This window comes from Pseudomonas sp. Irchel s3h14 (assembly GCF_900187425.1).
Classification (GTDB): Bacteria; Pseudomonadota; Gammaproteobacteria; order Pseudomonadales; family Pseudomonadaceae; genus Aquipseudomonas.
Window position 1 is genome coordinate 282783 of record NZ_FYDJ01000001.1, and the last position, 15005, is coordinate 297787.

Annotated in this window: 16 protein-coding genes and 1 pseudogene; 5 read left to right on the plus strand and 12 right to left on the minus strand. The window is 57.6% G+C overall.

The annotated features are described in order from the left end of the window. Positions 1–108: 108 nt before the first annotated feature. Positions 109–888, minus strand: coding sequence for an exodeoxyribonuclease III (locus CKW16_RS01355; protein ID WP_007934608.1), 780 nt, complete (start codon positions 886–888; stop codon positions 109–111). An 82-nt stretch (positions 889–970) separates the two neighbouring features. On the opposite strand from CKW16_RS01355, the gene pyrE reads away from it, so the two are divergent. Further along, positions 971–1615, plus strand: a complete 645-nt coding sequence (pyrE, locus tag CKW16_RS01360) for an orotate phosphoribosyltransferase (protein ID WP_007934609.1) — start codon at positions 971–973, stop codon at positions 1613–1615. Positions 1616–1670: 55 nt separating this feature from the next. On the opposite strand, the gene CKW16_RS01365 is transcribed toward pyrE, so the two are convergent. From CKW16_RS01365 to coaBC, 9 genes and pseudogenes are all read right to left on the minus strand, one after another. Further along, positions 1671–2540 (minus strand): hypothetical protein, encoded by an 870-nt coding sequence (locus CKW16_RS01365; RefSeq protein WP_095126912.1) that lies wholly within the window; start codon positions 2538–2540, stop codon positions 1671–1673. After that, the gene (locus CKW16_RS01370) at positions 2528–3586 is read right to left on the minus strand and encodes a type IV toxin-antitoxin system AbiEi family antitoxin (RefSeq protein WP_095126913.1); all 1059 of its coding nucleotides are present in this window, start codon (positions 3584–3586) and stop codon (positions 2528–2530) included. Before CKW16_RS01370 ends, CKW16_RS01365 begins: the two co-directional genes overlap by 13 nt. A gap of 134 nt (positions 3587–3720) precedes the next feature. Next, positions 3721–4104, minus strand: coding sequence for a hypothetical protein (locus CKW16_RS01375; RefSeq protein ID WP_095126914.1), 384 nt, complete (start codon positions 4102–4104; stop codon positions 3721–3723). Continuing rightward, a complete protein-coding gene (locus CKW16_RS01380; protein ID WP_056738674.1) occupies positions 4091–4663 on the minus strand; it encodes a hypothetical protein in 573 nt (190 codons plus the stop codon). The genes CKW16_RS01375 and CKW16_RS01380 overlap by 14 nt, the downstream gene beginning before the upstream one ends. A gap of 17 nt (positions 4664–4680) precedes the next feature. Beyond that, positions 4681–4893, minus strand: coding sequence for a hypothetical protein (locus tag CKW16_RS01385; protein WP_080932508.1), 213 nt, complete (start codon positions 4891–4893; stop codon positions 4681–4683). A gap of 190 nt (positions 4894–5083) precedes the next feature. After that, the gene (gene argB, locus CKW16_RS01390) at positions 5084–5989 is read right to left on the minus strand and encodes an acetylglutamate kinase (protein WP_008007602.1); all 906 of its coding nucleotides are present in this window, start codon (positions 5987–5989) and stop codon (positions 5084–5086) included. Positions 5990–6014: 25 nt separating this feature from the next. Then, positions 6015–7391: pseudogene (locus CKW16_RS01395) on the minus strand (phosphomannomutase/phosphoglucomutase); the annotation flags it as partial. A gap of 278 nt (positions 7392–7669) precedes the next feature. After that, positions 7670–8125 carry a dUTP diphosphatase gene (gene dut / locus CKW16_RS01405; RefSeq protein WP_095126916.1) on the minus strand — a complete coding sequence of 152 codons (456 nt, stop codon included), beginning with the start codon at positions 8123–8125 and terminating at the stop codon, positions 7670–7672. 5 nt (positions 8126–8130) lie between these two features. Continuing rightward, positions 8131–9339, minus strand: coding sequence for a bifunctional phosphopantothenoylcysteine decarboxylase/phosphopantothenate--cysteine ligase CoaBC (gene coaBC / locus CKW16_RS01410; protein ID WP_008150165.1), 1209 nt, complete (start codon positions 9337–9339; stop codon positions 8131–8133). A 136-nt stretch (positions 9340–9475) separates the two neighbouring features. Between coaBC and radC the strand changes: the two genes are divergently transcribed. Then, positions 9476–10150: a DNA repair protein RadC gene (radC, locus tag CKW16_RS01415; protein WP_095126917.1), complete on the plus strand. Its 675-nt coding sequence runs from the start codon at positions 9476–9478 to the stop codon at positions 10148–10150. 141 nt (positions 10151–10291) lie between these two features. Here the strand turns inward: radC and CKW16_RS01425 are convergent, their stop codons facing one another. Beyond that, complete coding sequence (locus CKW16_RS01425) at positions 10292–11878, minus strand: ABC transporter substrate-binding protein (protein WP_095126918.1); 1587 nt, start codon at positions 11876–11878, stop codon at positions 10292–10294. Positions 11879–12324: 446 nt separating this feature from the next. On the opposite strand from CKW16_RS01425, the gene rpmB reads away from it, so the two are divergent. Together rpmB and rpmG are read left to right on the plus strand one after the other, a co-directional pair. After that, positions 12325–12558, plus strand: a complete 234-nt coding sequence (gene rpmB / locus CKW16_RS01430) for a 50S ribosomal protein L28 (protein WP_007894701.1) — start codon at positions 12325–12327, stop codon at positions 12556–12558. Between the two features lie 11 nt (positions 12559–12569). Beyond that, entirely contained in the window at positions 12570–12725 is a 156-nt protein-coding gene (rpmG, locus tag CKW16_RS01435) for a 50S ribosomal protein L33 (protein ID WP_008150173.1), read from the plus strand. Between the two features lie 72 nt (positions 12726–12797). Here the strand turns inward: rpmG and CKW16_RS01440 are convergent, their stop codons facing one another. After that, positions 12798–13160, minus strand: coding sequence for a cupin domain-containing protein (locus tag CKW16_RS01440; protein WP_095126919.1), 363 nt, complete (start codon positions 13158–13160; stop codon positions 12798–12800). Positions 13161–13398: 238 nt separating this feature from the next. On the opposite strand from CKW16_RS01440, the gene CKW16_RS01445 reads away from it, so the two are divergent. Next, positions 13399–14892 carry an aldehyde dehydrogenase gene (locus CKW16_RS01445; protein WP_008150178.1) on the plus strand — a complete coding sequence of 498 codons (1494 nt, stop codon included), beginning with the start codon at positions 13399–13401 and terminating at the stop codon, positions 14890–14892. Positions 14893–15005: the final 113 nt, after the last annotated feature.

The following is a 15005-nucleotide window of genomic DNA, read 5'->3' on the forward strand; positions in this document are numbered from 1 at the left end:
TACAGTGCGTCATCGTTCATCGCGAGCAAGCTTTGCTCCTACAGGAATGAGGCGCGCACAAAAAAGCCGACAGTAGATGTCGGCTTTTTTGTGTGTGCGGAACGACGCTTAGATGGTCAGCGTCCAGTCGTAGTCCACGATCAGCGGTGCATGCTGCGAGAACCGTGGCTGACGTGGCAAGCGTGCGCTGCGTACGAAGCGACGCAGGCCCGGAGTCAGCAACTGATAGTCGAAACGCCAACCGAGGTTGAGCATTTCAGCCTGTTCGTTATCCGGCCACCAGCTGTACTGGTCACCTTCACGGCTGACTTCACGCAGGGCATCGACATAGCCCATGTTGCCGACAATCTCGTCCATCCAGGCACGTTCAGGTGCCAGGAAGCCCGGGGATTGCTGGCTGTCACGCCAGTTCTTGATATCCAGCTTCTGTTGCGCCACGTACAGCGAGCCACAGTAAATGTACTCGCGACGTTTGCGTCGCTGTTTATCCAGATAACGGGCGAAATCGTCCATTAGCTTGAACTTCTGGTTCAAGTCTTCATCGCCGTTCTGCCCCGAAGGGAGCAGTAAGGTCGCGATGCTGACCTTGTCGAAATCGGCTTGCAGGTAGCGCCCGTAGCGGTCGGCTGTCTCGAAGCCGAGACCGCTGATGACTGCCTTCGGTTGCAGCCGCGAATACAAAGCCACGCCACCTTGGGCGGGAACTTCGGCTTCGCAGGCATAAAGGAAGTAGCCATCCAGTTGGAAAGCTGGATCGTCCAGTTCAAAGGCGGAGGCGCGGGTGTCCTGCAGGCAGATGACGTCGGCATTCTGTGCTTGCAGCCAACTGAGCAAACCTCGCTCCACTGCAGCCTGAATACCATTGACGTTCACACTGATGATCCGCATAAATGGCCCCAAAAATCGCGTGCGTGTATGATACACGGCGTCAACCTAATTAGCTAAATCCGTGGTATTTGGGGGTTTTTTCATGCAAGCGTATCAGCGCGATTTCATTCGTTTTGCCATCGATCGCGGCGTTTTGCGCTTCGGCGAGTTCACCCTGAAGTCCGGGCGCACCAGTCCTTACTTCTTCAATGCCGGCCTGTTCAACTCGGGTTCGGCCCTTGCGCAGCTGGGTCGTTTCTATGCGGCGGCCATCGTCGAGAGCGGCATTTCGTTCGACGTACTGTTCGGCCCGGCCTACAAAGGCATCCCTTTGGCGGCGACCACCGCAGTGGCCCTGGCCGAACATCATGACCGTGATTTGCCATGGTGCTTCAACCGCAAGGAAGCCAAGGCTCACGGCGAAGGCGGCAGTCTGGTCGGCGCACCGTTGACCGGCGACGTGCTGATCATCGACGACGTGATCACCGCTGGCACTGCCATCCGTGAAGTGATGCAGATCATCGCTTCCCAGGACGGCGCCAAGGCTGCGGGCGTGCTCATCGCCCTGAACCGTCAGGAGCGTGGCAACGGCGAGTTGTCGGCCATCCAGGAAGTGGAGCGTGACTTCGGCATTCCGGTGATCAGCATTGTTTCGCTGAATCAGGTGCTCGAATTCCTGGCTGACGATCCGCAGCTCAAGCAACACTTGCCGGCGGTTGAAGCCTACCGCGCGCAGTTCGGCGTCTAAAGAAAAGGCCCTGTGAGAGCAGGGTCTTTTTTGAGTGCTGGTATCAGGGTCGCTATTACTCCCGTAGTCGCAACGCGCGCAATAAGGCATCAATCTGCCCAAAAGCGTCCTGTTGCCATTGATCCGGTGTGCGATCTCCCAGGATTTGGCTGTCTTCGACGAAGCGTCTTACTGAGGTCGGGCCGTAGCCCTCGGCGATATCAAACTTTTCGCAAATGAACTGAAAACCCTGTTCGCCACTTCCAGTTTCAAGTACTGGTCGACACTCTTCTGCAAGTGCTTCTATGCCTCCGGGATAATTGCGAACGCAGTAGTAGATGTCGTATGCGTCCTTCTGTTTATGCCTTCCGTTCAGGGCATATCCCTTCATCGCCAGTAGTGCGGGGACTGAGCACACAGCGACCTCCACTCGATTTTTGCCGCCCGCAGGCATTGGGCCTTCAATTGCAACCATCTGATAGAAACGCATGGCCAAGTCAGCGCCGTCGGCGCGTTGAACTGCAAAGTCGTTGAGAATGGGTGGCTTGTTTTGGATGATTTCGGCGTCGCGCGGCATCAAGAAATCCACGATCACATCTATCGCAGCTCCACCGTCCTGCACGGGGACCTGGCGGACTAGTTGGAATCGCCGAAGTTCTCCTCTTTGCTCGTATCCATTGCCCATCAGTGCTTCGATCAATGTTGCGTACTCGCCTTCACCGAGAGCCTCTGCGTTCAGGCTTAAATCGACATCAAGGGTACCAACATGTTGCATATCGTCATTCGCAAGCAGAAGCCACGGCACTGCTCCACCGATCACTGCAAACTTGCCTCTGAAGGAACCAAGAATTTGACCCATTTCGACTAATACCGCCTTCACTGCAGTCGTCGTTCTGTCGTCATAATCTGAAGCGGATTGAGGCTCTTGAGGTACTAACGGGGCCATGTCAATTTTTCCTGTCGTAGATACTCGGCAGCTTCCTTTCCTCGCTCTCCTGCTACCGATAGATCCAGATAGGTCTGAACTGGACTGGTGCATATGGCGCCCGGCGCGGCTTCAACGGTGTCCAGTAGAAGTCCTTCGTCCCTGGGTAAAGTGATCACTACGTTTTCTCCCTTTGATGCGGGAACCAACTGTAATGCTTTGACCAATTTCTCTAGACCTTGAATGTCCGCAAAAAAGTAATTCGTGCTGACTCGAGCATAGGGCGCGAGCCATTGAGCGGCAGAAAATGAGGAAAAAAGCGCGTGTCCGTTGCTCCTTTCTCCGATAGCGTTCCGCGCCGCATTTTCCAATGCGCTGCCATGTAAGGTGGTATAGAACTTTTTACGGTCCCCTGATGGAAGCTCGTATGTTTCGACCCATGCATCCAAAAGGGCTTTAGGATCGGAAAGACATACACCCTCGTTTGTTGTTTTTGCCCATTCTCGATTCAGCAGTGCGGTGCGGACATTGCTGACTTGACCCAGACTCGCTCCGGAAGCTTCGGAAAGCTCCATCACCCGCCAGGCTCGGTCCGGTTCCCGAAGCATCATACGAATGATCTGAGCTGATTTTGGCTTGAAGAGAGACTTCAGCTCCCTGTTCTCCGAGGGCGGCTTGTCAGCAACTTGGTGGTCAATGAATACACCATCGAATGAAATCCAGGAATTGCCTTCCAGGTCCAGATATCCCACACCTTTTTCCCGACACGCTTGTCTGGCTACGGGTGAAAGATAAGGTGCGACCACGATAGGCGTCGCCTGTGTGTTCCGCTCGTTCACGTAGTCGCGAAGCTGAAGTATGGCTGCGTTTATGAATCTGGGCTGGCCACTTGCTTTCACCTCGCAGACCAGAGAGTGCGATTTCCCTGATGTGTTTACCTCGACAACGAAGTCGGGAGTCCAGGCTTTTGAAAGCGGGACAGATTTCAGGCTTTTAATCTCGAGGATCGGTATTTTACTCAGGAGGTTTCGCAGCGCGTCTCTTGAGTGCATTTCGAGCTCTTTCATTGATTTAACCCTTTTCAACGAATGCTGAAAATATCCATTCTGGTGAAATCTGTCGAGGATTTTCATCCAATATGATGATTTCAGCGAATGCTGAAAATAAGGTTAACAGTGAAATATGGAAAGCGGACGTGCTACTAGCCCAACCTCCGCCATTTATCGATAAGCCGCACAGCGAGCCATACATTGAGCAGCGCAAACACCAGCAACGCCAGGACGACGAACACATAAAGCGTGCGATCCACGTCGAAATTCCACAGATCCAGTGTGCTGCTGCCCATGATCCTCACAGCAGCAGGAAGGTTGACGTAAAACAGCGCCAGGAAGGCGCTGGTCAGAGGGAGGGCGCAGGCGAACAAAACGTTCGTTACCTTTTTTCGGCTACGTTTTCTGGCGAGCGGGCCAGATTGGTTTTCATCCAGTTCCAGTGCTTCATGCAGCCTCGGCCACGCCAGGTTGAACATGAAGGTGGTCAAGGTCAGCAGCAATCCACTGACCGCCACGATGTCACTGAACGGCATTGATCCCCAGCGTTGCGCAGAGCAAGTCGTGGGAATCCTCACTGATCTCGAACTGCCCGGCGCTGCCTTTACGTTTTGTGATGGGTTTGAAGGTCGGTTCGTTCTGTGTGATCAGCATGTTTAGCTCATCACGAATGACGTCCGAACTGATCACCACCAGGTACACCGTCTGCGCATGTTCCGCAGACTCGATCACGGCTCGCATGCTGTGCTGCAGAATATCGTCCAGCTGATTACGAAAGCGCGAAACCGTGTTTTTCAGCAGGGTTTTGCTTTGGCTCTGGGTCAGCTGAAAAATCGTCGATATCTGAGATTCGGTCGGCAATGTCTGCCCGAAGTAGCTTTGAATCAGATACAGCAAGCGGTCCTGTTTCGCTTCATCGGCCCGACTCGGCATGCCGCCTTCTACCAGCATTTTCAAGTATTCGGTCAGGCTCGCCTTGGCGATTCGCTGCAGGGCGTGGGCGATTTCGTGGTCGGAGATCCTCAAGGTCTTTTTGACCGGCTCCCTTTGCTCGAGGTCGAATACCTGGGCGTCAATCGTGAACGAGATCTGCATGGTTCAGACCCCCGTGATTACTTGGAAGGCTTGTTTGGATACGGATCTGCCACGGCGTCACCTTGGCCGGTCAGGATATTCCAGCCATTAAGTACGTGGGTGCTTGGTTTGAAGTCTGGACACGGCGGAAGCGAAGTCTTTGACTGATTGGTGTATTCGCGCCCGCAGTCTGCGCACTCGTAAGTGCCTGCTGAAACATCACTGCCGTAGGGAACGTGGTCTTTTTGCATGGGGAAGATCTCCTGTGGATACAGGGAAGATCCTATGCGGACTTGTGCTGGCGGGATGTCGGACGTTTCGCTTAATCAGGTCAGGCATTTCCTGCGCGCATAAAAAAGATCGCAGACTTCGTCAGCTCCTACAGAATATTCGTACATCCGTAGGTGCCGCAGAAGGGTGCGATCTTTTGATGTTCTTGAATCAGTGACGCTTGCGATTGCTGATCAAGGTACCCACACCGGTGTCGGTGAAGATTTCCAGAAGAATCGCATTCGGCACCCGGCCATCGATGATCAACGAACTGCCCACGCCACCTTGCACGGCTTCCAGCGCGCAACGGATCTTCGGCAGCATGCCGCCGTAGATGGTGCCGTCGGCGATCAAGTCGTCGACTTGCTGGGTTGTCAGGCCGGTCAGGACCGTCCCCGACTTGTCCATCAGGCCGGCGATGTTGGTCAGCAGCATCAGCTTTTCAGCTTTCAGTGCTTCGGCAACTTTACCGGCCACCAGGTCAGCGTTGATGTTGTACGACTCGCCGTTGGCGCCGACACCGATTGGCGCGATCACCGGGATGAAGTCACCTTTGACCAGCAGGTTCAGCAGGTCGGTGTTGATCCCGACCACTTCGCCCACCTGGCCGATGTCGATGATTTCCGGTTGGGTCATCTCCGGCGTCTGGCGGGTCACGGTGAGTTTCTTCGCACGAATCAGCTCGGCGTCTTTACCGGTCAGGCCGATGGCGCTGCCGCCATGACGGTTGATCAGGTTGACGATGTCCTTGTTCACCTGGCCGCCGAGGACCATTTCCACCACGTCCATGGTTTGCGCGTCAGTCACGCGCATGCCATCGATGAAATGGCTCTCGATCGACAGACGCTTGAGCAGGTCGCCGATTTGCGGGCCGCCGCCGTGAACCACCACCGGGTTAATGCCGACGGCTTTCATCAGCACGATGTCGCGGGCGAAGCCGGTTTTCAGCTCCTCGCTTTCCATCGCGTTGCCGCCGTATTTGATCACCAGCGTCTTGCCGACATAGCGGCGAATGTAAGGCAGCGCTTCGGACAGGACCTTGGCGGTGTTGGCGGCGGCTTCGCGTTCGAGGGTCATTCAGGGCTCCGGGTGCTTCGTTAAATCAAAACGGTAATTGGAGATCAGGTGCAACACGCTTCAACTGGACTTTGAATACGTCCTTGATGCGCTGCAGTTCAGCCTCGTCATCGGCCTCGAAGCGCAGCACCAGCACCGGTGTGGTGTTGGACGCGCGAACCAGGCCCCAGCCTTTGGCGTAGTCGACTCGCACGCCGTCAATGGTGGTCAGGTCGGCGCCTTCGCCCCACTTCGCATCGTGCAGAGCATCAATGATGCTGAATTTGCTCTCTTCGGTCACATGGATATTGATTTCCGGCGTAGAAATATCGTTCGGGAAGGTCGCAAACAGCTCTTCCGCGTTGGATTTTTCTTTGCTGAGGATCTCCAGCAGACGAGCGGCGCTGTAAATGCCATCGTCGAAACCGAACCAGCGCTCCTTGAAGAAGATGTGCCCACTCATTTCGCCGGCCAGCAGGGCGCCGGTTTGTTTCATTTTCTTTTTGATCAACGAGTGACCGGTCTTCCACATTAGCGGACGGCCGCCGTATTCCTTGATCAATGGCGTCAGGCGACGGGTGCATTTGACGTCGAAGATGATTTCCGCGTCAGCGTTGCGCGCCAGTACGTCACGGGCGAACAGCATCAGCAGGCGGTCGGGGTAGACGATGCTGCCGGTGTTGGTCACTACGCCGACGCGGTCGCCGTCGCCGTCGAAGGCCAGGCCCAGGTCAGCGTTGGTTTCCTTGACCTTGGCGATCAGGTCCACGAGGTTTTCAGGCTTGCCCGGGTCCGGGTGGTGATTCGGGAAGTTGCCGTCGACTTCGCAGAACAGCGGGATGACTTCGCAGTTCAGGGCTTCGATCAGTTGCGGGGCGATCACGCCGGCCGCGCCGTTACCGCAGTCGACCACGACTTTGAGGCGACGAGCCAGTTTGATGTCCTGGACGATTTCGGTGTTGTAGCGGTCGAGGATCTCGACCTGGGTGATGCTGCCCTTGCCGCTGCTCAGGTTGTTGGTCTTGAGGCGTTCGTGCAGGGCCTGGATCTGTTCGTTGGCCAGGGTGTCGCCGGCAATGACGATTTTGAAGCCGTTGTAGTTCGACGGGTTGTGGCTGCCGGTGAGCATCACGCCGGATTTTCCGGCCAGCACGTTGGCGGCGTAGTACAGCGCAGGCGTTGGCACCAGGCCGACGTCGCTGACGTGGCAACCGCTGTCGGCGAGGCCTTTGATCAGTTGTTCGACCAGTTCTGGACCGGACAAGCGACCGTCACGGCCGACGGACACATTAGGTTCGTCCTGGGCCAGGCTCTGGGAGCCGATGGCGCGACCGAGCCAATAAGCGGTTTCAGCGTTCAAGAATTCCGGGACGGTGCCGCGAATATCGTAGGCGCGGAAGATGCTGTCGGGGAACTTGGGTGCGACTTGGGCTGGGGTGCTCATCTGTAGAAATGCTCCATCTCGAAAGTGGCTGGACCTGCCGCGAAGAACTCGTCGGCCGGCTCAAACTGAAGGGTATGACGGCGTTTTCCACTGAGAGTTCGTGGTGTGTAAAGGCCATGACCCCGACATCAGCGTGTAATGGAACGGCCAATGCCTTGATTTTCAGTGATAAACCTTCCAGATGACGTCTGTGCAATTCAGTGCAAAACCTGTGGGAGCGAGCAATCGAGCTTCGACCGGCTGCTCCCACAAAGTCATCAATGGCTGCCGGAGTGTCCGAAACCGCCCGTACCGCGCTGGGTTTCAACGAACTCTTCGACCATTTCAAAATGCGCTTGAACCACCGGTACCAGCACCAACTGGGCCAAACGTTCGCCAACGACCATGGTGAATTCGGTCTGGCCACGGTTCCAGCACGACACCATCAACGGTCCTTGATAATCGGAGTCGATCAGGCCGACCAGGTTGCCCAGCACGATGCCGTGCTTATGGCCCAGGCCGGAGCGCGGGAGAATCAGCGCCGCCAAACCCGGATCGCCAATGTAGACGGACAGGCCGGTAGGAATCAGCAGGGTTTCGCCTGGCTTGATGACAGTGTCTTTTTCCAGCATGGCGCGCAGGTCGAGGCCGGCGGAGCCTGGCGTGGCGTACTGTGGCAGCGGGAAATCGGTACCGATGCGAGGGTCGAGGATCTTGGCTTGCAAAGCGTGCATGTAAATTAAACCTGGTTCAGACGTTCGGCGATAAAAGTGATCAGCTGGCGAGCAATCTTGCTCTTGCTGGTCTGGGCGAAAAGTGTGGCGTGTAGCTGGCGGTCGATCACGCTGCAGGCGTTTTCTTCGCTGTTGAAGCCAATACTCGGGTTGGCGACGTCGTTGGCGACGATCAAATCGAGGTTCTTGTCTTTCAACTTGCGGGCAGCGTAGTCGAGCAGGTGTTCGGTTTCGGCGGCGAACCCGACACTGAACGGACGGTCGGGGCGTGTGGCAATGGTGGCCAGAATGTCCGGGTTACGCACCATCTGTAGCAACAAGCCGTCGCCGTTCGTAGGGTCTTTCTTGAGTTTCTGTGGGGCGACGACTTCCGGGCGGTAATCCGCGACCGCTGCCGAGGCGATGAACAGGTCGCAAGGGATCGCGGCTTCGCAGGCGGCAAGCATGTCGCGAGCACTGACCACGTCGATGCGCGTGACGCGATCCGGGGTCGGCAGGTGCACCGGGCCGGTGATCAGCGTTACGCGGGCGCCGGCTTCCACCGCGGCTTCGGCCAGGGCAAAGCCCATTTTTCCGGAGCTGTGGTTGGTGATGTAGCGCACCGGGTCGATGTTTTCCTGGGTCGGGCCGGCGGTGATCAGCACGTGTTTGCCGGTCAGTGCCTGACGCTGAAAACAGTCCGCCGCACACTGGGCGAGGTCGGTGGCTTCGAGCATGCGACCCATGCCGACGTCGCCGCAGGCCTGGCTGCCGGAGGCTGGGCCGAAGGTTTTCAGGCCGCGGCTTTCGAGGGTTTGCAGGTTGGCCTGGGTGGCCGGGTCGCGCCACATGGCCTGGTTCATCGCCGGGGCAACGGCGACCACGGCGTCGGTGGCCAGCACCAGCGTGGTCAGCAGGTCGTCGGCAATGCCTTGGGCCAGGCGGGCAATGAGGTCCGCGGTGGCGGGGGCGATCAGCACCAGGTCGGCCCATTTGGCCAGCTCGATGTGGCCCATGGCAGCTTCGGCCGCCGGGTCGAGCAAGTCGAGGTGGACCGGATGCCCGGACAAGGCCTGCATGGTCAACGGTGTGATGAACTCGCTGCCGCCGCGGGTCATGACCACGCGCACTTCGGCGCCCTGGTCGATCAGGCGGCGAACCAGGTCGGCGCTCTTATAGGCAGCGATGCCGCCGCCGACGCCCAGAACGATGCGTTTCCGATACAGCCGCTGCATAGGTCTGCCTTTCATTTCGTTGATGACTGCATGGCGATACCCCCTCCCCAGGGATGAAATCGCCTGCAAAAAAGATGGGCTAAGATATCACAGCGACCGCTACGGAACAGCGGCGCCCACAGACCAGGGAGGTGCTATGAGTATTCGCGATTGGCCAGCGGCGGAACGGCCGCGGGAGAGGTTGCTTGAGTTGGGCTCGGGGAGCCTTTCGGACGCCGAACTGCTGGCGATTTTTTTACGAACGGGCGTGTCGGGTAAAAGCGCGGTAGATCTGGCGCGACACCTGTTGAGTCAGTTTGGCAGCTTGCGCTCACTGCTCGAGGCCGATCAAGCAGCATTCAGCCGGCAGTTGGGGCTCGGGCCGGCGAAATTCGCTCAGTTGCAAGCGGTCCAGGAAATGAGCCGGCGGCATTTGGCCGAACGTGCGCGCCAAAAACCGGCGCTGGAAAATCCGCAGGCGGTTCGTGATTACCTGAAGTCAATGCTGCGCCATGAGCCTCACGAGGTGTTCGGCTGTCTGTTTTTGGATTCCAGACATCAAGTGCTGACCTTTGAAGTGCTGTTTCGCGGCTCCATCGACAGCACCAGTGTCTATCCGAGACAAGTGGTTAAACGCGCGTTGGCCCACAACGCCGCAGCACTGATCCTCTGCCATAACCATCCGTCGGGTAACACCAACCCCAGTCAAGCCGACCGAACGCTGACCAAGCGCCTGCAAGAGGCGCTGGACCTGATCGATGTTCGGGTGCTCGACCATTTCATCATCGGGGACGGCGATCCGCTGTCCATGGCTGAGTACGGGTGGATGTAGTGAACGACGAAAACCCATGTGGGAGCGGGCTTGCTCGCGAAGGCGTCGTGTCAGTCGATATCAATGTCTACTGACAGACCGCTTTCGCGAGCAAGTCGAATCGTCGCACCGCCGCTCCCACAGGTTTTGTGGTGACGCTGATTACTTGAGGATGACCTTCGAGTAATCCTGACGACCAAACGGGCTGACCTGATACCCCTCAACGTCCTTGCGCGTCAGCGCGAAGGCGGTCGGGTGGGCCAGCGGCAGCCACAGCGCCTGCTGCTGGATCTGTGCCTGGGCCTGTTCGTAGAGCTTGGTGCGCACACCTTGCTCGCCGGTGGTCTTGCCGGCGCTGATCAGCTTGTCCAGGTCCTGGTTGCAGTAGCGGGCGAAGTTGGTGCCGGATTTGACCGCGGCGCAGGAAAACTGCGGCGTGAGGAAGTTGTCCGGGTCTCCGTTGTCGCCGGCCCAGCCCATGAACAACAGGTCGTGTTCACCGGCCTTGGCGCGGCGAATCAGTTCGCCCCATTCGATCACCCGAATCTCGGCCTGGATGCCAATTTCCGCGAGGTCCGATTGCAGCATTTGAGCGCTGAGGCTCGGGTTCGGGTTGAGCAGACTGCCAGAAGGTCGGGTCCAGATGGTGGTCTGGAAACCGTCCTTGAGCCCGGCCTTCGCCATGAGTGCTTTGGCTTTTTCGACGTCGTGGGGATAACCCGGCAGGCCTTTGGCATAGCTCCAGGTGTTCGGCGGGTATGGGCCGTTGGCAGGTTCGGCGGTGTCTTCGAACACAGCTTTGACGTAGTTGGCCTTGTCGAACGCGAGGTTGATCGCCTGGCGCACTTCAGGCTTGTCCAGCGGCGGATGCTGGCTGTTGATGCCGACGAACGCGGTCATGAAGGCGTCAGTCTTTTCCACTTTCAGGGTCGGCTCTTTCAGCGCTGCCTGTACGTCCAGAGGCTTGGGCGACAGGGCGATCTGGCACTCGTTGCGGCGCAATTTCTGCAAGCGCACGTTAGCGTCAGGGGTGATGGCGAAAATCAGCGGATCCACCGAAGGCTTGCCGCGGAAGTAGTCCGGGTTGGCCTTGTAGCGGATCGAAGCATCTTTCTGGAAGCGCGTGAAGATGAACGGCCCGCTGCCGATTGGCTGGCTGTTGAGCTTCTCCGGGGTGCCAGCCTTGAGCAATTTATCGGCGTATTCAGCCGAATAGATCGAGGCGAAGCCCATGCTCAGGGTCGCGAGGAAGGTCGAGTCCGGGTGGTCGAGGGTGAACCGTATAGTCAGCGGGTCCAGTGCGTCGATCTTCTTGATCAGCGCTGGCAACTGCATCGACTGGGCGTGCGGGAAGCCGCTTTGGGCGACTTTGTGCCAGGGGTTTGCCGGGTCGAGCATGCGGTCGAAACTGAACTTCACGTCCTCGGCGGTCAGATCACGCGTCGGGCTGAAATATTCGGTGCGGTGGAATTTCACCTGCGGGTGCAATTTGAAGACATAGGTCAGGCCGTCGGGCGTGACTTCCCAGCTGTCGGCGAGGCTGGCGACCACTTTGCCGCTGGCGGTATCGAAGTCCACCAGACTGTTCATCAGCACGTCGGCCGAGGCGTTGGTGGTGGTCAGCGAGTTGTATTGCACCACGTCGAACCCTTCCGGGCTGGCCTCGGTGCAGACGCTCAGGGCCGCGGCATGGGCCAGCGGGCTCAGTAGGAGCGGGGCGAGCAACAGTGGTAGGGCAGCGAGGCGCATGGTCGGATTCCTTTACAGATCGAAGGCCCATCTGCAAGTGCAGTCTGGAAAAGGCTTACCCTAGTGGGCTCTTTTGTAAATGACTATCCCCTTTTTCATTTTAAGGGGACTATAGGCGATTGTTTTCGGTGAGTACCGGTTGAGCAAAACCCTGGATTGGCCTGTTGGCCGATTCTCTGCGACGAGCGGTCTTCATCGAGGATAGCCTTTATCCAAGGCGCTCAGAGCCAGAAAAACGGGGTTTTTATTAAGTCTGTGCACACGGAATGTTGTTGCTCTCCAGTCTTTCTGGTATAAAGCAGCGCTCTTTTCTAGGGGCCCGGTTCCTTCACTGTAGGTGTAGCCGGTAAGACCTCTAAAGAAACGCGGCGCCTGGCGCCAAATGACTGAGAGATTAAGCGGCCAACCCATGCCGGGTTGGGCATGTGGTTTTAGAGGGCTGAGGCATGTCGAGAGTATGTCAAGTTACCGGTAAGGGTCCGGTGACTGGGAATAACATTTCCCACGCAAACAACAAAACCCGTCGTCGTTTCCTGCCGAACCTGCAGCATCACCGCTTCTGGGTTGAAGAAGAGAAACGTTTTGTGCGTCTGCGCGTATCTGCCAAAGGCATGCGTATCATCGACAAGCGTGGCATCACTGTCGTGCTGGCCGAAATCCGCAAAGCTGGCAAGATCTAAGGGAGCTAATCATGCGTGAATTGATTCGAATGATTTCTAGCGCCGGTACTGGTCACTTCTACACTACCGACAAGAACAAGCGTACTACTCCGGACAAGCTCGAAAAGCGCATGTTCGATCCGCGCGTTCGCAAGCACGTGATGTACAAAGAAGGCAAAATCAAGTAATTGATTTTTCCCTCTTACAAAAAAGGCCCGTATCGCGAGATACGGGCCTTTTTTGTGGCCTCGAGAAAGGTTTCAAGCTTTCTGTTCAAACACCACATAGATCTTGCGGCACGGCTCCAGCACCTCCCAGGTGCCTCTGAACCCGGCCGGGATCACGAAGCGATCGCCCACGCGCAGGGTCTTGCCGTTGCCTTCGTTGTCGCGCAGCACTGAAACCCCCTGAACGATCTCGCAGTATTCATGCTCGGTGTAGTTCACATGCCACTGGCCGACCTCGCCTTCCCACACGCCTGCGCTCATCTGGCCGCAAGGGCTGTTGTAGTGGTTGTACACTGCTTGTTCAGGGTCGCCCTTGAGGACTTTCGCCGGGTCTGGTCGATAGCGATCGGGCTGGGTGGTGGCCTGGCTGAAGTCGACGATGTCCTGGATGCTCATTCTTGTAATCCCCCGTGATTGCGGCGCGAGTGGTTGGAAAGTCCAAAGTCTATGTTTATTAAAATGAACACCGCAAGGCCGTTTGCCGACCTTGTGTCAAATATATTGAAACAACCCCGGCCACTGGTTTAGGGTGGCAGTTGCCTTGGGCCGAAAAAGCAGGCTGGCCGGGCAGAATTCCTGACAGCGCCCGCGAAGACCGTGGAGCGTTCGTATTCAATAAGAGGAGGACACTCGTATGACCACCCTGACTCGTGCCGATTGGGAGCAACGGGCTCGCGATCTGAAGATCGAAGGCCGCGCCTACATCAATGGCGAATACACCGATGCTGTCTCCGCCGAGACCTTCGAGTGCATCAGCCCGGTCGATGGCCGTCTGCTGGGCAAGATTGCCAGCTGTGACGCCGCCGACGCCCAGCGCGCTGTTGAAAACGCTCGCGCCACCTTCAATTCCGGCGTCTGGTCGCGCCTGGCACCGACCAAACGCAAAGCCACCATGATCCGTTTCGCCGGCCTGCTGAAACAGCACGCCGAAGAGCTGGCCCTGCTTGAAACCCTGGACATGGGCAAGCCAATCAGTGATTCCCTGTACATCGACGTTCCAGGCGCGGCGCAAGCCCTGAGCTGGAGCGGTGAAGCCATCGACAAGATCTACGACGAAGTGGCCGCGACTCCCCATGACCAGCTGGGTCTGGTGACCCGTGAGCCGGTCGGCGTCGTCGGCGCGATCGTGCCGTGGAACTTCCCGTTGATGATGGCGTGCTGGAAACTCGGCCCGGCGCTGTCCACCGGTAACTCGGTGATCCTCAAGCCATCCGAAAAATCGCCGCTGACCGCCATCCGCATCGCTGCGCTGGCCGTTGAGGCCGGCATCCCGAAAGGCGTGTTGAACGTCCTGCCAGGTTACGGTCACACCGTCGGCAAGGCCCTGGCCCTGCACAATGATGTGGACACCCTGGTGTTCACCGGTTCGACTAAAATCGCCAAGCAACTGCTGATCTACTCCGGCGAATCGAACATGAAACGCGTCTGGCTCGAAGCCGGCGGCAAGAGCCCGAACATCGTGTTCGCCGATGCGCCGGACCTGCAAGCTGCCGCTGAATCGGCGGCCGGCGCCATCGCCTTCAACCAGGGCGAAGTCTGCACCGCTGGCTCGCGCCTGCTGGTGGAGCGTTCGATCAAGGATAAATTCCTGCCGCTGGTGATCGAGGCGCTGAAAACCTGGAAACCGGGCAACCCGCTGGACCCGGCAACCAACGTCGGCGCGCTGGTGGATACCCAGCAGATGAACACCGTACTGTCCTACATCGAATCGGGCCACACCGACGGCGCCAAACTGGTGGCGGGCGGCAAGCGCATTCTTCAGGAAACCGGTGGCACCTACGTTGAGCCAACGATTTTCGACGGCGTGAGCAATGCGATGAAAATCGCTCAGGAAGAAATCTTCGGCCCAGTGCTGTCGGTGATCACTTTCGATACCGCCGAAGAAGCCATTGCGATTGCCAACGACACCCCTTACGGCTTGGCCGCAGCAGTGTGGACCAAGGATATTTCCAAGGCCCATCTGACTGCCAAGGCACTGCGCGCTGGTAGCGTGTGGGTTAACCAGTATGACGGCGGCGACATGACGGCCCCGTTCGGTGGCTTCAAGCAGTCCGGCAACGGTCGCGACAAGTCGCTGCATGCGTTCGACAAGTACACCGAGCTGAAGGCGACCTGGATCAAGTTGTAAGCCAGTGAAGGAGCCCGGCAACCAATCGGACTCCTGAGCGACGCAGATCCCTTGTGGGAGCGGGCTTGCTCGCGAAGGCGCCGTAACAGCCAACGAAGATGTTGGATGTGATG